The sequence below is a fragment of the Streptomyces sp. NPDC005151 genome, assembly GCF_053599875.1.
Map to the genome: position 1 here is coordinate 18,968 of NZ_JBSFYR010000061.1, position 16,561 is coordinate 35,528.

Sequence of the window (16,561 nt, forward strand, 5' to 3'; positions counted from 1 at the left end):
ATTTTCTGATGCAGTGTCAGATTCTTTGTGGCGCAGGGGGCCTCCGGGACGACAGGGGTGACAGTAATCTCTGCGGCGGCAGGAAGTTTCATCGTAGGACTGAATGACGAAAGTTACTTTCAACCGGTAGGAAGGGGTTCCGGATGACCGAGGACGCGACCGGCAGAGGGATCAGTCGACGCAGGCTGAGCGGTGGGATGCTCGCACTGGGCGGAGCACTCGCCCTGGCACCGATTCCCTTCGCGGAGACGGCGTCGGCCATGGAATCGGGGGCGGGAACGTCGGGGACGTCGGGAGCAAGCGCCGTGGACGCTTCGGACGCGGCTGCCGACGGGCGGCCGACGTTGCGGCGCGGTTCCGCCGCCCGCGCCGGACTGTTGCAGGGACCGCTGGACCAACTGGTCGCAGAGGCGGAACGGTTCCTCTCCGCATCCCCCAAACACCCGTGGTACGCGGGCGCGGTGCTGCTCGCCGGGCGCGGTGGAACGGTGGCGCTGCACCGGCCGATCGGCAAGGCGGTGCGGTACGCGGCCTACGACAAAAAGACCGACACCGGGGTGGAGTTCCCGGCGGACCAGCAGATCGCGATGGCCGAAGACACGGTCTTCGACCTGGCGTCGGTGTCGAAGCTGTTCACTTCGATCCTGGCCGTGCAGCAGATCGAGCGCGGGGCACTGGAACTGGAGGCGAAGGTCGCCTCGTATCTGCCCGACTTCGCGGGAGGCGGCAAGCAGGACGTCACGATCCGTCAGCTGCTCACGCACACCTCGGGATTCCGTGCCTGGATCCCGCTCTACAAGGAGCCGACCCGGGAGGGGAAGCTGCGGCTGCTGTGGAACGAGGTACCGGCCAATCCGCCTGGCACGGTGTATCTCTACTCCGACCTCAATCTCATCTCGCTGCAGCTGGTCCTGGAGAAGATCACCGGACGCACCCAGGATGTGCTGCTCCGCGAGGAGATCACTGCCCCGCTCGGGATGCACCGCACTCGTTACAACCCGCCCGCCGCCTGGAAGCCGAAGATCGCGGCCACCGAGGACGCCCGGCTGCCCTGGTCCGGCCTGGACCGCGGGCTGGTCTGGGGCGAGGTGCACGACGAAAACGCCTACAGCCTGGACGGGGTGGCGGGCCACGCCGGAGTGTTCTCCTGCGCCTGGGACCTCGCGGTCCTCGCCCGTACGCTGCTCAACGGCGGCGTCTACGGACGCGAGAGGATCCTCTCCGAGGAGTCGGTGGACCTCCTGTTCACCGACTTCAACACCGCGTTCCCCGGAGATGCTCACGGGCTCGGCTTCGAGCTCTACCAGCACTGGTACATGGGGGCGATGGCCACCCCGAGCACAGCGGGCCATACCGGCTTCACCGGGACGAGCCTGGTCCTCGATCCGACGACCGACTCGTTCCTGATCGTGCTCGGCAACTCCGTTCATCCGGTGCGCACATGGCGCTCCGGCAGTGCGCCCCGGGTCGCCACCGCGAACCAGATGGCGCGAGCGGTGGCGGTCTGCCCCGCCCGCGGCCGTACCGCCTGGTTCTCCGGCATGGCGAGCGCCGCCTCCGCCACGCTCGCGCTGCCCACGCTGCGTCCGGCGTCCTCGCGTGCCGCGCTGAGCTGCGCGGTGTGGTGGGACACCGAGCCGGGCTCCGACTTCCTCTTCCTGGAGGCCTCGTCGGACGCCGGGGCGACCTGGCAGCCGGTGCCCTTCACCACCGTACCGACGACGTCCGGACCCCACCGGCCGGATCCGGAACCGCATCCGGAGGGCTCCGTCTCCGGCTGGTCGGGCCGGGACTGGCACCGTCTCGACGCGGACCTGGCCGCCTGGCGGGGCACGGAGGTGCGGCTGCGGTGGCGGTACACCACCGATCAGCTGTACGTCGGGCGCGGGGCGTACGTGGACGGCATCCGGGTCGAGGACGACGGCCGGACCGTCTTCGACGACGGCAGGTCGGGCGACGCCGGGCGCATCGAGGCGAACGGGTGGACGGTGTCCGCGGACTGAGAACGGCTGCCGGCCGGTTCGGACCGGCCGGCAGCCGCTGGTTCGACGGGTTGGTTGCGCGTCAGGATGCCGGTACGAGCAGATGGACGGCGAGCGCTGTGATCAGCACGGAGGACGCCAGAGCGGTGACGAGCCGCCCCCGGCCGCCGGTGAGTACGCGACCGAGCAGCACTCCCCCGCCGGCCAGCAGCAACTGCCAGCCGGCGGACGCGGCGAAAACTGCGAGGACGAACACGAACTGTTCCAGTCGGTCCGGGGCGGCGGCGGTCGCCCGGCTGCCCAGCACCAGCGCCGTGAAGTAGACGACGGTGGTGGGGTTCAGCAGGGTCATCCCCGTCAGCCCCAGATAGGCGCGCGCGGGGCCGATCGGGGTCCGGTCGGACCCGGACACCGAATGCCGCTTGCGGTACTGGCCGATCGCAGTAGTGGCGCTCCGTAGCGCCAAAACGACGAGCACCAGGGCCGAGGCCCAGCGCAGCGGCAGAGCGACCGGCTCGATGACACGGGTGAGTGAAGAGCCTCCGACGACCGCGGTCAGCGCATAGAGGCCGTCGGCCGTCGCGACTCCGAGCGCGGCGGCGACGCCGGTTCCGAGGGAGGTCCGTGCGGTGAGAGCCACCAGATAGGTCGCGACCGCTCCGACCGGCATGGCAATGCCGAAGCCGGCCAGCAGCCCCGCGACCAGGGCGGCGCTCACGCGGGGAGGAGAATCGGCCTCCGGGGTCGGCCGGACTGCTGCTGGCCCCGCACCGGTCGAGTGGCAGGGGTCGTCGGCAGGGCGGCGGTGATCGAGTTCATGAGCAGATGGTGGGGCCGCGCGGGAGAGGGAGCAACACATTTTTTTCGGGCGTGCGGCCGCATCGACACGGGGGCTCCGGGCTGCGATCCCGTTGATGTGCGACCGCTACCGAGCCACTACGCTCCTCGGGCATGGAACCCGAGCGTGTGGCCGAGCTCCTGAGTCGGGCCGGACTCCTCGTGGACGCCAGGCTCGTGCGCGAGGCGGGCTGGAACGACGCAGGCCCCCAGGCGTTCCTCATGGTCCGCAAACCGGCGCATCCGTAGTCGTTGCCCGGCCCGTCCCCATGTCCAACGGGCGCCATGGGGACGGGCCCGCCCTCTCGGGGCCGGCGAAGAATCTCGGCACGGCACTACTGCCCGCCCAGTACCGCTGACTCAACCCGGCTGAGTGCGCTGATCGGCCGGCTCAGCGGACTCGGTCGTAGACGAGAGCCAGCGTGCCGTGTTCGCCCGCAGCCTGGCTGACGAGCGCCCACTGCCCCGCGGGCAAGCCGTCGTCGAAGAGGCGCGGCCCGCCGCCGAGGAAGACCGGAAAGATCGTGAGCGCCAGCCGGTCGACCTTGTCGGCCGCCAGCAGCGCCTTGATGACGCTCGCGCTGGAGAGCACGAGAATGTCGCCGCCTTCGGTCGCCTTGAGGTCGGCGACCACTTCGGCGGTCGGCTTGTCGACGATCGCGGTCCGCTCCCACGGCGCCTCGCCGAGGGTGGAGGAGAGGACCACCTTGTCGGTGTCGACGAGCCACTTCGCGAAGCTCTCGTCGCGCGGGTCGGCACCCTCCATGCCGATGACGGTGGGCCAGAAACCGAGAAACCCCTCGGCGTTGATCCGCCCGAGCAGGACCGTCGTCGCCGGCTCCCAGAGGCTGGTCAGGTGGTCGCGGGCGACGTCGGTGTGTGCGTACGGCATCACCCAGCCCATGTCCTCAGGGTTGCCCGGCGCGGCGTAATGGCCGTCGAGGGAGAGGTTCATGTTGGTGACGACCCTGCGGCCGCCGGTCTGCTCTGTCACTTCGTGCTCCTTGTGTCGGTGTCGTGCTCGGTGTCGTCGGTGCTGTGGGAATCTGCGGCGAGCGTCGCCGCGAGCTTGTCGAGGCTCTGGCCGAAGCCGATCTCGATGCCTGCGATGAAGTCCGCGGAGTCGACTGTGCTGTCGGTGATCCGGAAGTCGACGTCGAGGTCTGTGCCGGTGTCGGTGGGCCGGAGGCCGAGGTCGACGTGGGCGGTGAAGGCGAGGCCGCCGTCGGGAAGCAGAGGGGAGAGCCGGTAGGCGAGGCGCTCACCGGGGCGTACATCCTCGACGACTCCCTTCGCGTGCCCGGCGACCAGGTCGGAGCCGTCGGCGTCCTCGGCGTCGCGGTACTCATGGACGATCCGCCCACCCGGTCGCGCCTCGAAGACGAGCTCGGAGACGCGGAGGCCGTCGGGCGTCCACCATCGGGCGAGCAGGGAGGCCTCGGTCAGATGGCGCCAGACCAGCTCGGGGCACCCCTTCAGCGACCGGAGGAACCTGAACGAGCGGCCGTCGGCCCACCCCGGCCCCTCCGCGGCGAGCCGCTCTGCGTGGAGGCTGAGCCCGTAGCGGTCGTAGGTCGCGCGTGGGCCACCGACCTGGTCCGCGGTGTCGGCGAGCCGGCTGAGCGCAGCCGCCAGTTCCCGCAGGGGAGCGGGCCGGAGCGCGTAGATGCGGCGCTGGCCGGTGCGCTGGGAGGTGACGACGCCGGCGCGCTCGAGGATCTGCAGGTGCTTGGTCGTCTGCGGCTGGCGCGCCTCGGCGAGCTGGGCGAGAACGCCGACCGAGCGGGGCCGCTCAGCCAACAGGCTCACGAGCCGCCAGCGGGCCGGGTCGGCCAGTGCGGTGAGTAGTGCATCCATGGGGATTAGTATTCTCGACAGAGAATATTCGTGTCAAGGAATACTTGATTACCAGTCGGGCCGCGTCGGTATCGGCCGGCTCGGCACTGCCTGCCGGTGCCCCCGACCGCGCCGCATAAGGTCTCCACGACCTGGAACGGCACGCCCAGCTGGGACACCGACGGCAACGTCATGACCATGAAGCCGAACGGCAACGGCAGTCCGGCGGCAGGAGCGTCGACGGCCTTCGGGTTCACCGTCATGGCGAACGGGAGCGCGGCGACGCCCTCCATCGGCGCCTGCACAGCTTCCTGACCACGTGTCACCACTTGCCGCAGGACGCGGCGATCTCCGGATCGTCGCGCCCTGCTCTGTCCGTTCCCGGCCGGCGCGGCTGCCCGGACCTCGCTGTTCCCCGCGGCCCGGCCCACCGATCGGCGCAAAACGGTTGTGGCTTGCGACACTTGCCATGACCGAATCCATTCAGAACGGCCTGCCAAACCACTCACGCAGTAGTCACTGGAGAGCCGGATGACAGGGAAACCGTCATGTCCGGTTCGGCGGGAGGCCGTGCGGAAAAGGACTCGCCCTTGGCGAGCACCTCGCCGCGCGGCCCACCCATCCGGCTGGCTGGTCCGAAACCGTCGGCTGGCCCGCGACTACGAACGGCTGACCGCGACCTCCGAGGCCATGATCAAGGTGGCAATGATCCGCTTGATGCTCGTCCGGCTCGCCGGGCAGTCCTTGCGGTGGAGCCATGAATCCCACCGCAAGACCGCACGAGCCAACACCGTCGAGGACCACATCGCAGCGTAATCAACCGGCCACCCGACAGGCTCTAAGATCATCACCGTGCCGGCGCAGTGCGGCGCCCGGCCGCCGAGCGGCCGGTCACAGGGAGGGGAATCGACGATGCGACTTCATGGCATCCGACGACGTGGTGTCCGGCTCACGCTCGCGGGGGCGCTGGCGGCGGTGTTGCTGCCGGCGACGGCGGCACAGGCCGAGACGGCGGCACCTCGTACGTACACGGTGTGGCAGTGGAACGTGGCGGGGAACACCATCCACGACGGCTCCACGACCGACGGCATGGTCGATCAGGCGGCCACCTCGATCGTGAACCGCGAGGCAGACTTCGCCGCGTTCAACGAGCTGTGCAAGGGGCAGTACAGCGCCCTGGTGAACAATCTGCGCGCCAAGGGCTGGCCGACGGACCCGCAGAACTTCGCCCGCTTCGAACCGAGCCGCCAGGCCGGCAACGCCTCGGTGTGTAACGGCGAGGCGTTCGGCAACGCGCTGTTCAGCAAGCAGCCGCTGGGCGCAGCGGACCGGTTCGCGCTGCCGGACGACGGCACAGCCGAGAAGCGCAACCTGCTGTGCGCGCCGCTGACCGACGGCGCTGCAACCCGGTTCTGCACGACGCACATCACCACGAGCCAGTCGTTCAACGTGGCCCAGCTGGAGTTCGTTCGGCAGAAGCTGGAGGACTACCACACCGCCGGCGAGACGGTCCTGATCGCGGGCGACTTCAACGCCCAGCCGCACTACGGCCGACTGAACTCGTACTACGCGCCGAGCCTCGACGTACCGAACAACGGCCACAACACCGGCGCGTACCGGGAGCTCGACGACAACGACCCGGCCAACTGCCTCGGATACGGGGAGTGGACGGCGGACGGCACCCCCGGGGCGGCGCCGCCGTGCGGGGGCAACGCGAAGATCGACCTCATCTTTGTCCGCGAAAGCGCGTTGGCCGGACCGTACAGCGAGGACTCGCTCGCCATCTCGACGACCTGCACGGGCGTCGCGGCCTGTTCAGATCACCGGATCGTCGTCGGCACGGTGACCGTCAAGTAGCAGCGGGCGATCCTGACTGTGGGACTGGGTCTCCGGGTGGGTGACATCGTCCGGGTGATGTTCCCCCCTGAAAACTCGGAGAGCCCTGAACTGCAACGAAGCCTGACTCAACTTGTCATGTGGGGCTCAGAGCCTGTGAACAATCTGATCGTTGGGCGGTGCGCCTCCTTGGTCGGAGAGATGGTCGACACCCTCGTCTCTGCCAAGAGGCCCGTTCTTCCATTAGGGCGCTGCGGCTCGACATCCCCCTGCACATCTACTTCCGGCGCGGCCGGGGTCCTCGCGGTGGACCCGGCTCCGGCCGGACCTGGGGGGAAGAGGCCACCTGAAGTTCCCCCTGATCTTGGACAGCGGTTGTTTACGCTGCGGGGGTGAAGTCGTGCTGCAGCCTGGCTCGGGTTTCGAGTGGGGTGAGGACCTCAGCGATTGTGTCCAGGGCGGCCTTGATGGCGAGGTGGTCGGCGCCGCTGATCGTGGTGTCCAGCAACTCGCTGTCGCTTAGAAGCCGAAGGAGTTGTGCGGTTCGGGGTCGATGCGGAGCATCCGGGCCAGCTGCCCGATCACGCCGTTGGAGTGCGGAGTGATATGACCTGCGTAGGTCAGGTCATGCGCCGACATGCCACCGAGGTAGAGCGAACTGAGTGCCGGGACCGTGATGGTCAGATCCGCCTCCTGGTCGGTGGCAACGCATGTCGCCGAGGTACCGCCTGCACGGAGAAGCCATGTCCGGTTGTTTGCCGGGCACATTCGGTCCCCTTCGATGGTGAACGCCAAGTCGCCGGGTGTGTCGTACGAACGTTGTGTTAGGGCGAGGGGAACGTCGAGAAGGCGGGCCCACAGGTTGTCCGACTGTCGGGTGATGCGCATCGCCCGTGGGTTCGTGAGCATCCACCGCAGGGGTTCGTCGCGCGGACGGCCGGGCGCCACGATGGTCTTGGTGAGGTCGAAGTCGATCAGCACGCTCCACAGGGCGCGATAGGCCACTGGGTTCGTCGTCTCCAAATCCTCAACTATGAGCGTTCCCGCGTTGCCCGCTGTCGAGGACCACGGCAGTCGGAAGTTGGCTATGCCGTCCACAGCGCCGTGCCGGTCGCGGTGGACGAGATACCGCAGCGGTCCGTTCGTGCCGTTCGCGGAGTCGGACAGCCCGTCCCAGCGTCCGGGCGCGGGGGTGAGCTCACCGACACGGTGGGCACGCACCTCCGCGTGCACCCTGGGCCAGAACTGCTTCGCCTGCGTGGCGTCGACCAGCTCCAGCGAACCCGGATCGGGCGCGGCTGCCGGAAGGAGTGCGGCTTCGTGACGGTCCAGCTCCCACCGCACACGGTAGGTCGCCGGCGAGAAGCCGAATCGGCCGTAGATGCTGCCTTCGCTCGCGCTGAGCATTGCCAACGGCTCGCCCCTGTCCAAGGCCGCCTCGAACATGGCCTGCATCATCCGCCGCAGGTAGCCGCGTCGGCGATGTGTAGCAATCACTGCGGTAGCAGTAACGCCGGCCATCTTGACCGTACCTCCACCAGGAACCGTGACATCGAAGGAGATGGTGGCCGATGCGCCGACGCACGCGCCGTCGGCGAATGCCGCAATCGGATGGAAGGACTCGTCCTTGGCGTCAGCTTCCGCCCACTCCTCAAGCTGCTCGGCGGTCGCCGGAGTGCGCTGCGGGGGCCATGGCTCCGGACCACCGTGCCACGCGGCATCAGCAGGCTCCCAGTGCGGCAACCCGTTCGCAAAGGGCAAGGCCCGGTAGTACGCGTTCATCTCATCTCGCCGTGGCGGGCGCACCTGGGTGACCATGCCGAGCATTGCATCCACCACCGTTGCCAGCACGCAACCGATTATTTTCGGCCCCGGTACTGGTGAGCTCGCGTATCCAACTGTCGCCAGTTGACTCACCTGGCTCCGGAGTCGCTACTGAGCGTGACGCTCCTGGCGAGGGTCTGGGTGTCAGGGGCATCCGGTTGGATAAGCACGTGACTGTCTATGACGTAGCTCGCCAGCTCCCCTCCATCGCCGACCTGCGGAACCTGTGCCGCTCACTGGCGATGCTCGATGCGATCCTGAGCCCGGACTGGGAAAGCCGGTACTACTCCTTCAACGCAGGTTGGGCCGAGGGCGAGGAGATGGCGTCGATGCGCAACGGGTCGGGGGACGAGTACTCCATCGTGTTCTCGGCGGCCGGGGCCTATGTCCGCGGCTTTGGCCACGAATCACTGATGAGCCCCTATGGCAACGATGGCGAGCCCTGGCCGGGAGTGATCGACGATGTCCCGGAGGTCTTCCGACCCTTTGTCGAGGAGCCGGCGTTTACCGACGAGGACGACGTGCCCGTTGTGACGGCTTGCTTGTGGCGGGGGGCGACGGACAATCGGTGGCAGCACGGCGTGATCGACTTCCCTGCCGGTCGCGCCGATCCTGACGGGGCAACGGCCCTGTTCGAGCTCCTGGTCGACCGTTCGCCGGAAGCGTTCCAGCGCTTCGCCGAGGACTACTACGAGGTTCCCGTGGACCCGGGAGCGGTGCGCGACGTGTATGCCTTGCGACCGCTGAGCCAGAAACTCGTGTCATCACTGAACGCGGAGGTCACCCTCGCAGACCTGGCCAAGGACATCACAGAGATCAACTACCCGCAGCCGGACCGAGACGCGATCTGAGCTTCAACTGTCGCTGACCCGTTGGGGAGTCCAGCCGGACGGTGACCGTAGGTGGTCGCCTGCAGCATATCGACTCCACGTCCCGCCGGTCTCCTTGAGGAGGCGGCTGGTGGTCTTGTCGTGGCAGCCGAGAGCGTCCGCGACGACGGGGGCGGGCAGCTCAAGGAGTTGCTGTCGGATGGCGGCGCCGCGGGCGGCTGCGACCAGGACGCCGATCTCGCCCAAGAGCGCGGACAGGTGATCGGGGCGAGCCGGCTGGCCTGCCCGGCAGCCGGGGAAGAGCCAGCGGGATGCCTGGTTGGTGGCGGTGTTCATGTTGTCGCGGTCCGCGATGTACTCCAGCAGCAGGGATGCGACTGGTGCGGGGACGGGTGAGGCGGGTTCCCCGAGCCGTAGAAGCGTTGCGTCTCCATCATGGAGCACGTCGTCGACCGTCAGCTGGACGATCCGCGTGAGGGGTTGCGCGTAGAGGAGGACGATGACGCCGGCGACCCGCAGGCGCATCGGTATCTCTGCGTCGGTCAGCAGTCGGCCAAGTGCGTCCAGGCGCTCGTCCTCGCTCAGCGCTGCTCGTCGGGAGACGTTCATCACGGGGATGGAGAGCGAACATCGGCACTGGAGGCTCTGCATGGCCCAGTTGAGGAAGGCCCTGAGGCAGGTGCGGCCGTGTTCGGTGTTCTCGGCGTACCAGGCGTCGATGTCGATCTGGCCGCAGGATGCGAGGGTGCGGTCCCGCTTGCCGAGCCATTGGAGGAAGGTCGTCGCGTACTTGATCTGCTCGGCCGCGAAGCGGCGGACGCTCGGTGTGATGTGGCTCCGAGCGGCGCGCGCCCTCAGTCGGGGAAGGACGTGCCAGGTCGCGAAGAGCCTGATCGTCTTGGAGTGCTCGGGGTCGCTGATGTCGGCAAGGTGACCGGGCAGCCAGCGATCGAAGGAGCAGAGGTACTTGTCGACGGCGGGCAGGACTGCGCTGGCCATCAGGAGTTCTTCCAGATGAGCCGCTGCCCGCCAGGGCTGGAGTTCGTGGAACGCATCGTGGGTCAGAGGTATCTGTCCGAGACCGAGCCGCCGTAGCATCTCGGAGGCGTTTCCCGGCTGGTTGCGGCGCATCTCCAACCAGGCCAAGCCGCTTCTGGGCTTGTCCATCGCCACCAACAGGTCGAACAGGAGCGTCAGTGCGGGACGGACACGGCCCGTGCCGTCGTCCAAGAGGGCAGTGAGCCGGTTGGTGAGCGTGCAGCGTTCGCAGAGCCGTCCGCCGAGGAGTTTGCCCTCGAAGCCGCAGCGTGAGCAGTCGAAGGTCTGGGAGAACCCGGCGCAGGTCGTGCAGATCGCGGAGCCGTCGACGGGGTGAAGCCCGGGGAGGGCACGGTCCTGGCCGCACGCGGGGCAGGTGCCCCGTGTTCGCACCGCGCGGTCCGAACAGGTCCGGCAGACGAATCCGTCCGGCCAGGTGCCGGCCTTGTGCCTGCGACGGCCGCAGCGGCAGCACTCAGCCATGTACCAGCGTTCGTACTGCTCGTCGGTCGCGTATGGGCGGTTCATGCGTCGGGCAGGATGCGGGCCGCGCGAGGCCGCAGCTTTGCGACGTTCGCAGGCGGGGAGGGCAGGCCGCCGGTGGCGGCCTTGCGGACGCCGGCGTTCTCGGCGGTGGTGGCCACCAGGTCGGCCGGGGTGCAGGAGAGGATGTCGCAGTTTCGAGAGGCGTACGCCTTGTCCGCCCGGACGCGGCCGGGGCGGGTGCGGGGCCTGCCCGGCCCGATGCGGGGCACGCGGATCGTCCTCCCGGCCAGGGAGTTCGCCGATTCCGCTGACCTGCCGACTTCCGCAGTGTGATGATCGAGTCCGTGATCAACAAGGGGACAGGACAGGCCGAGCGAGGTACGTGGATCGAGATAGCAGGGGCCGCGCTCCCGCTGTACATGACGATGATCGCTGCATCAGCCGGTGCTCTGGTCGACACAGCGCTGCTCGGAAACCACGCCACCGCCACGCTCGCGGCCTTCGCCGTCACCATCGCCGTCTTCAGCCCGGCCACCGCCACGGTGGCGGGCGCACTGCGCGGCGTGATGCCGTTCGTCACGCCGTGCAAGGAGGATCCTGACCGGCTCCTGCCCGTGGTGCGCGGCGGGATGTGGCTCGCGATCAGCGTCGGTACGATCGCTGCCGCGGCGGTCACGTTGGTTCCCCTGATCGGTCAGGCGGCCGGGGTTCCCCGCACGACTCTCGACGAACTGGGGCTCTTCCCCTACCTGCTGGCCGGCAGCGTGCTCGTCATCGCGGTCAGCTCGTCGGCCACGTCGGTCCTGGTCGCACTCGGCCACTCCAAGCTAGTGATGCGGGCTGGACTGCTCGGCACCGCCGTGTCCGTCACGCTGTCCGTCGTGCTGGTGGGCAGTCCGGGCCCGCTGCCGAGTTACGGCCTGACCGGGGCCGGTATCGCCATGCTCGCCTCCAGCGTGATCAGCGCATCCGTCAACCAGGTGTCTCTCCGCCGCTCCACCGTGCTGACGGGCCGCCCTCTCTACCCGGGCAGGCCGGACGTCAAGCACGTCTGGAGATTGGGCACCGTGGGGATTCCACTCGCCGGCACCGTACTCGTCAAGTTCGCGGTCCTGGGAGTGCTGACCTTCGCCGCGGTCCGGATCGGGACGGACAGCGCCGCGGTGAACAGCGTCGGGATCTCACTGGTCAACCTCATCTTCACGGCCGCCGTGGCGGTCGGCCAGGCCACCATCCCCGTGGTCTCCGGCTACGCGGACAAGCGAGACACCGTGAGGATCCGTCGAAGCGTTCGGGCGGGGACGTGGCTGGCACTGGCCGTCGTCGGGTTCATCGCGACAGCGACGATCGTCCTCAGTCCGTGGGTCGTCCCGCTGTTCAGCGGGGATGCCGACGTGCGGCCGCAGATTACGGACCTGCTGCCGCTGGTGCTGGCCGTGGTCCTCACCGACGCGCTGCAGGCGGTCGTCGGGTTCGGCCTCATCGGCCTCAAGCGCACGGTGCCGAGTTTCGTGTCGACCTTCGTCTGCTACGGCGTCCTGGCCGCGGCCGCCGCTCCGGTCGCCGAATCTGGGGGCCTTGTCGCCCTGTGGACGGCTCTGGCTCTCGCCAACTTTCTCCAGGCAGTCAGCAAGGCGTACTTTCTCCACCGGCACAGCACATTCGCCGAGAACCGCGCACACGCCAGACGCCACAACCCAGATCCTCCAGCCGAACAGAGCTCACAACCAGAGTTCAAGAACACCCACTGAGAAGGCGTTTAATGTAGGCGAATTGCCCTTTATGTCCTAGTAGGTGCCTCGCCAGGTGGGTGTGGTCTCGTCCGTTATGCGCTTGGTGAGGTTGTCGATCGAGGCGAGATGGATCATGGCTTCAGAGCTGGCGGTGAGGGTCTCGTAGTCGCGGGCCAGACGGCGGTGCATCATGATCCATCCAATGCTGCGTTCTACGACCCAGCGTCTTTTGACGACGTGGAAGCCGCGGTTTTCCGGGTTTCTGTTGACGACTTCGACATCGATTCCCAGCCTCGCGCCGTGCTCGACTACGGCGTTCTTGAAGCCCGTGTCGACCCAGCTTTTGGAGATGGTCGGGTAGGTCTTCTTGGCTTGGTCGAGGAGTTGTATTCCCACGGCGTTTTCGGAGAGGCTCGCAGCGGTGACAGTCACAGCGAGGAGGAGCCCGATCGTGTCGGTGAGGATGCCTCGTATCCGGCCTACGATCTTCTTCCCGGCGTCCGTTCCCTGGCTGGTCAGGGGTACGTTGCTGGAGGTCTTCACGCTCTGGGTGTCGATCACGGATGCGGTCGGTTCGGGTTTGCGCCCCTCCTTCGCTCGGGCCAGGCCCGTGAGGTCGTAGTTGAGCTGGGCGAAGGTTCCCTCGTCGCGCCAGGCTGCGTAGTAGGCGTAGACGGTGCCGTGGTTCGGGAAGTCGTGCGGGAGGTATTTCCAGGGGATTCCCGTGCGGTTGATGTAGAGGATCGCGTTGAACACCTCGCGTAGTTCGACTTTGGCCGGCTGCCCGGTCGGCCTACGATCGAGCCGGGCCTTTCTCCAGGCCGTCAACGTCGGCTCGATCAGGGCCCACCGGGCGTCGGACAGGTCGCTGGGGTACGGCTTCCGCTCGCTCACGACCCAGCGTGAGCACGAGCATGCCGGAGGATTCGGTTCCGCTGGTTGCCGGGCGGTTCTGTGTCATTCTCAAACCAGACGGACTTCCGAAGACGGAAGCGGATGAGACGGGCACTCGGACTCCTGGCCAGGGAGAGGGCATTCATCGCCTACCGGATGAAACTCCTCAAAGTAGGGCAGAGACAGAAGCCGCATTCCGGAACAAGTCTGGGTAAACACCCTCTGAGAGGTCATTTTCATCGCTAGCACCACATTTTATGTGGGTTTTTGTGGTGCAGGGCGGCGGTGTTGATGTGACTGCAGGTGCGGTCGGGTCTCGATGGCCGGGTGAGGTGGTGGCTGGGGCGGGAGGATGTCTGCGCCTGTCTCATCCCCGGACGCCCGGTTCTCCGGTGTGCTTCCGCAGACGGCGACGCGCGCCTGGGCGCACTCGGCCCGGGGCGGCATGTCCTGGATATGAGCGAACGCCGTCCGTATCCGAGTGATCTGTCCGATGCCCGTTGGGAACTGGTGGAGCCGGTGCTGTCCGCCTGGCGCTTCGAGCGCCGCGGCAGGGCCCTGGACTTCGGACGCCCTCCCGAGCATGACCTGCGCGAAATCCTGGATGCGATCTTGTACGTGAACCGCACCAGGGTGCAGTGGCGCTACCTGCCGCACGACTTCCCGCCCTGGGAGACCGTCTAGGCCCGGTAGTCCCAGCTCGGACACCAGGGAGCAAGTAACCAGCCGGTAGGTTCCGAGGGCCGTTTCCTGGTGCTGGGGACTTCGTTGAGCTGACCGGGTGAACGCCCGAAGGGCCGACGGCAAAGGGGCGGGTGTGCGACAGGAGTGGTCGCCGGAAGACGTGGTGGCGTGCTGGACGCTGGTGGATGGCGACTGGGACCTGGTGGCGAACAAGTCCGGCCCCACCCGGCTCGGCTTCTGCCTGATGCTCAAGTTCTTCGAAATCAAGGGCAGGTTCCCGGAGTTCATCGAGGAGTTCCCGCAGCCCGCTGTCGCGTACGTCGCCGGTCTGGCCAAGGTGCCGGCAGCCGAGCTCGCGAAGTACGACCTGGCGGGCGCAAAGCGGCACCGGAAGCAGATCCGCGAGGCGCTGGGGGTTCCGGCCGTCGACGCTGGCGGACGAGGAACGGTTGACGGAATGGATGGCGACGGAGGTCTGCCCGGTCGAGCTGGTCGAGGACCGGCAGCGGGAAGCCCTGCTGGTGCAGTGCCGTGTCGAGCGGATCGAGCCAAGGGCATCCGGATCACGGCCGACACCACTGAACTCCACGGTGCAACCCTCACCCTGAAGAGGAGCTAGACCCTTGCTGTTCGACATGGGCCTGGAGCGGCTGCGCGAGTACCGGCCGGAGCCGGAGGAGCCTGCGGACTTCGACGCGTTCTGGGCGAAGACGCTCGCCGAGACGGGCCGCCACGAGCTGGACGCCGAGTTCGTCCCGTACGACGCCGGATCGACGAGGTGATGGAGACGCTGTCCTACTTCGACGGGGTCAACTTCGCGGCACGGGCGACCGCTCCGGCGTGGTTCTCGGTCGGTCTGATGGACAGGATCTGCCCGTCGTCGACGGTGTTCGCCGCCTACCACCGCTGTGCGGGTCCGGCCGAGATCGAGGTGTTCACGTACAACGGGCACGAGGGCGGCGCGGAATACGACCTGCCGCGCAAGCTCGGCGCACTGCGCGGCGTCCTCGGTCCGTAGGTACGGGAACGGGTCACCGGCCCAGCGCCGCCATCGCGGCGTTGTGGCCGGGGACCCCGCTGACCCCGCCGCCGCGCACCGCGCCCGCCCCGCACAGCAGGACGTTGGCGTGCGCCGTCTCGACGCCCCACCGGCCGGTGGACTCCGTGGCGAACGGGAAGGCGAGGTCCCGGTGGAAGATATGGCCGCCGGGCAGCCGCAGATCCCGTTCGAGGTCGAGCGGGGTCTTCGCCTCGATGCACGGTTCGCCGTTCCCGTCGACGGCCAGACAGTCGGCGATCGGCTCGTCGAGATGCGCGTCGAGTTCGGCGAGCGTGGCCTTGAGGAGGGCGGCGCGTGTCGCCTCGTTGTCCGCGGCGAAGAGCCGGGCGGGCGTGTGCAGACCGAAGAGGGTGAGGGTCTGGTAGCCGCGGGCGGCGAGGTCGGGGCCGAGGATCGACGGGTCGGTCAGCGAGTGGCAGTAGATCTCCGACGGCGGGGCCGTGGGCAGCCGGCCCGCAGCCGCGTCCCGGTAGGCGTCGGCCAGCTGCCCGTACCCCTCCGCGATGTGGAACGTTCCGGCGAACGCCTGGCGAGGGTCGACGGAGCGGTCGCGCAGCCGGGGCAGCCGGCGCAGCAGCATGTTCACCTTCAGCTGGGCGCCCTCGGCAGGAGCCGGCGGTTCGTCGCCGAGAAGTGCGGCCAGGGCCTGCGGCGAGGCGTTCACGAGGACCCGGCGGGCGGCAACCGTCCGCTCGCCTTCGGCTGAGCCGACGGTGACCTCGGCCCGTGTCCCGTCGGTCTCGATCCGGGTCGCCTCGTGGTGGACCCGGATCTCGGCCCCCGCTGTCCGGGCAGCCTGCGCGAGGGCGTCGGTGAGCGCGCCCATGCCGCCGACGGGGACGTCCCAGTCGCCCGTGCCGCCGCCGATCACGTGGTAGAGGAAGCAGCGGTTCTGGAGCAGCGACGGGTCGTGCGCGTCGGCGAAGGTACCGATCAGTGCGTCGGTGAGCACGACGCCGCGCACGAGATCGTCGGCGAAGTTCTCCTCGACAGCTGCGCCGATCGGCTCCTCGAAGAGCATGCGCCAGGCGTCCGCGTCCCCGATCCGGTCGCGGAGCGCGTCCCGGGTGGGCAGCGGTTCGGTGAGGGTCGGGAAGACCCTCTCGGCGACCTGCTGCGTGATGCCGTAGAAGCGCTGCCAGGCCCCGTACTCGCGCTCCCCGCCGGTGAGGGCGGCGAAGGACTCCCGGGTGCGGTCCCCGCCGACGAGCAGTCCGGTGGCTCGCCCGCCACGGACGGTCGGGGTGTATGAGGAGACAGTCCGCTTCCGCACGGCGAAGTCCAGCCCGAGATCGCGGACGATCTTCTGTGGCAGCAGGGACACCAGATAGGAGTAGCGCGACAGCCGTGCGTCGATCCCGTCGAAGGGACGGGTCGAGACGGCCGCTCCCCCGGTGGTGCCGAGGCGTTCGAGGACCAGGACGGACTGTCCTGCGCGGGCGAGGTAGGCGGCGGCGACCAGACCGTTGTGGCCGCCGCCCACAATCACTGCGTCATAGGTGTCAGGTGCGGGCATGGCCC

Annotated in this window: 18 protein-coding genes and 2 pseudogenes; 11 read left to right on the forward strand and 9 right to left on the reverse strand. The window is 68.3% G+C overall.

From position 1 onward, the window contains the following. The first annotated feature begins 143 nt into the window (after nucleotides 1-143). On the forward strand, nucleotides 144-2,003 hold the full coding sequence (locus ACWD6R_RS27190) for a serine hydrolase (RefSeq protein ID WP_451821112.1): 1,860 nt from the start codon (nucleotides 144-146) through the stop codon (nucleotides 2,001-2,003). Nucleotides 2,004-2,064: 61 nt separating this feature from the next. Here the strand turns inward: ACWD6R_RS27190 and ACWD6R_RS27195 are convergent, their stop codons facing one another. Next, nucleotides 2,065-2,700 carry a LysE/ArgO family amino acid transporter gene (locus ACWD6R_RS27195; protein ID WP_451821113.1) on the reverse strand — a complete coding sequence of 212 codons (636 nt, stop codon included), beginning with the start codon at nucleotides 2,698-2,700 and terminating at the stop codon, nucleotides 2,065-2,067. Between the two features lie 233 nt (nucleotides 2,701-2,933). On the opposite strand from ACWD6R_RS27195, the gene ACWD6R_RS27200 reads away from it, so the two are divergent. Next, nucleotides 2,934-3,068 (forward strand): hypothetical protein, encoded by a 135-nt coding sequence (locus tag ACWD6R_RS27200; RefSeq protein WP_451821114.1) that lies wholly within the window; start codon nucleotides 2,934-2,936, stop codon nucleotides 3,066-3,068. Between the two features lie 142 nt (nucleotides 3,069-3,210). On the opposite strand, the gene ACWD6R_RS27205 is transcribed toward ACWD6R_RS27200, so the two are convergent. Continuing rightward, nucleotides 3,211-3,813 carry a dihydrofolate reductase family protein gene (locus tag ACWD6R_RS27205; RefSeq protein ID WP_451821115.1) on the reverse strand — a complete coding sequence of 201 codons (603 nt, stop codon included), beginning with the start codon at nucleotides 3,811-3,813 and terminating at the stop codon, nucleotides 3,211-3,213. Continuing rightward, nucleotides 3,810-4,676 (reverse strand): metalloregulator ArsR/SmtB family transcription factor, encoded by an 867-nt coding sequence (locus ACWD6R_RS27210; protein WP_451821116.1) that lies wholly within the window; start codon nucleotides 4,674-4,676, stop codon nucleotides 3,810-3,812. The genes ACWD6R_RS27205 and ACWD6R_RS27210 overlap by 4 nt, the downstream gene beginning before the upstream one ends. Before the next feature lie 96 nt (nucleotides 4,677-4,772). Here ACWD6R_RS27210 and ACWD6R_RS27215 point away from each other — a divergent pair, with 96 nt between their 5' ends. From ACWD6R_RS27215 to ACWD6R_RS27225, 3 genes and pseudogenes are all read left to right on the forward strand, one after another. Continuing rightward, complete coding sequence (locus ACWD6R_RS27215; RefSeq protein WP_451821117.1) at nucleotides 4,773-4,970, forward strand: hypothetical protein; 198 nt, start codon at nucleotides 4,773-4,775, stop codon at nucleotides 4,968-4,970. Nucleotides 4,971-5,279: 309 nt separating this feature from the next. Beyond that, nucleotides 5,280-5,471, forward strand: a pseudogene (locus ACWD6R_RS27220) (hypothetical protein); the annotation flags it as partial. Between the two features lie 96 nt (nucleotides 5,472-5,567). Further along, nucleotides 5,568-6,512, forward strand: coding sequence for an endonuclease/exonuclease/phosphatase family protein (locus tag ACWD6R_RS27225; protein WP_451821118.1), 945 nt, complete (start codon nucleotides 5,568-5,570; stop codon nucleotides 6,510-6,512). A gap of 358 nt (nucleotides 6,513-6,870) precedes the next feature. On the opposite strand, the gene ACWD6R_RS27230 is transcribed toward ACWD6R_RS27225, so the two are convergent. Together ACWD6R_RS27230 and ACWD6R_RS27235 are read right to left on the reverse strand one after the other, a co-directional pair. Then, nucleotides 6,871-6,999: a hypothetical protein gene (locus ACWD6R_RS27230; RefSeq protein WP_451821119.1), complete on the reverse strand. Its 129-nt coding sequence runs from the start codon at nucleotides 6,997-6,999 to the stop codon at nucleotides 6,871-6,873. Nucleotides 7,000-7,010: 11 nt separating this feature from the next. Beyond that, complete coding sequence (locus tag ACWD6R_RS27235) at nucleotides 7,011-8,342, reverse strand: GNAT family N-acetyltransferase (protein WP_451821120.1); 1,332 nt, start codon at nucleotides 8,340-8,342, stop codon at nucleotides 7,011-7,013. A 143-nt stretch (nucleotides 8,343-8,485) separates the two neighbouring features. Between ACWD6R_RS27235 and ACWD6R_RS27240 the strand changes: the two genes are divergently transcribed. Further along, nucleotides 8,486-9,166 (forward strand): hypothetical protein, encoded by a 681-nt coding sequence (locus ACWD6R_RS27240; protein ID WP_451821121.1) that lies wholly within the window; start codon nucleotides 8,486-8,488, stop codon nucleotides 9,164-9,166. A 3-nt stretch (nucleotides 9,167-9,169) separates the two neighbouring features. Here ACWD6R_RS27240 and ACWD6R_RS27245 read toward each other — a convergent pair whose 3' ends face one another. Together ACWD6R_RS27245 and ACWD6R_RS27250 are read right to left on the reverse strand one after the other, a co-directional pair. Further along, nucleotides 9,170-10,711 (reverse strand): hypothetical protein, encoded by a 1,542-nt coding sequence (locus ACWD6R_RS27245; protein ID WP_451821122.1) that lies wholly within the window; start codon nucleotides 10,709-10,711, stop codon nucleotides 9,170-9,172. Next, complete coding sequence (locus tag ACWD6R_RS27250) at nucleotides 10,708-10,938, reverse strand: hypothetical protein (protein ID WP_451821123.1); 231 nt, start codon at nucleotides 10,936-10,938, stop codon at nucleotides 10,708-10,710. Before ACWD6R_RS27250 ends, ACWD6R_RS27245 begins: the two co-directional genes overlap by 4 nt. A 75-nt stretch (nucleotides 10,939-11,013) precedes the next feature. Here ACWD6R_RS27250 and ACWD6R_RS27255 point away from each other — a divergent pair, with 75 nt between their 5' ends. Then, complete coding sequence (locus ACWD6R_RS27255; protein ID WP_451821124.1) at nucleotides 11,014-12,420, forward strand: MATE family efflux transporter; 1,407 nt, start codon at nucleotides 11,014-11,016, stop codon at nucleotides 12,418-12,420. Nucleotides 12,421-12,456: 36 nt separating this feature from the next. On the opposite strand, the gene ACWD6R_RS27260 is transcribed toward ACWD6R_RS27255, so the two are convergent. Continuing rightward, nucleotides 12,457-13,296 carry an IS5 family transposase gene (locus ACWD6R_RS27260; protein ID WP_451821125.1) on the reverse strand — a complete coding sequence of 280 codons (840 nt, stop codon included), beginning with the start codon at nucleotides 13,294-13,296 and terminating at the stop codon, nucleotides 12,457-12,459. Between the two features lie 456 nt (nucleotides 13,297-13,752). On the opposite strand from ACWD6R_RS27260, the pseudogene ACWD6R_RS27265 reads away from it, so the two are divergent. The 4 genes and pseudogenes from ACWD6R_RS27265 to ACWD6R_RS27280 form a co-directional block, all read left to right on the forward strand. Next, nucleotides 13,753-13,977, forward strand: a pseudogene (locus ACWD6R_RS27265) (transposase); the annotation flags it as partial. 136 nt (nucleotides 13,978-14,113) lie between these two features. Then, nucleotides 14,114-14,599 carry a DUF4158 domain-containing protein gene (locus ACWD6R_RS27270; protein ID WP_451821126.1) on the forward strand — a complete coding sequence of 162 codons (486 nt, stop codon included), beginning with the start codon at nucleotides 14,114-14,116 and terminating at the stop codon, nucleotides 14,597-14,599. 4 nt (nucleotides 14,600-14,603) lie between these two features. Beyond that, nucleotides 14,604-14,762 (forward strand): acetylxylan esterase, encoded by a 159-nt coding sequence (locus ACWD6R_RS27275; protein WP_451821127.1) that lies wholly within the window; start codon nucleotides 14,604-14,606, stop codon nucleotides 14,760-14,762. Continuing rightward, nucleotides 14,762-14,998, forward strand: a complete 237-nt coding sequence (locus ACWD6R_RS27280) for an acetylxylan esterase (RefSeq protein WP_451821128.1) — start codon at nucleotides 14,762-14,764, stop codon at nucleotides 14,996-14,998. The genes ACWD6R_RS27275 and ACWD6R_RS27280 overlap by 1 nt, the downstream gene beginning before the upstream one ends. A gap of 13 nt (nucleotides 14,999-15,011) precedes the next feature. Here the strand turns inward: ACWD6R_RS27280 and ACWD6R_RS27285 are convergent, their stop codons facing one another. Then, complete coding sequence (locus tag ACWD6R_RS27285) at nucleotides 15,012-16,556, reverse strand: phytoene desaturase family protein (protein WP_451821129.1); 1,545 nt, start codon at nucleotides 16,554-16,556, stop codon at nucleotides 15,012-15,014. Nucleotides 16,557-16,561 lie beyond the last annotated feature (5 nt).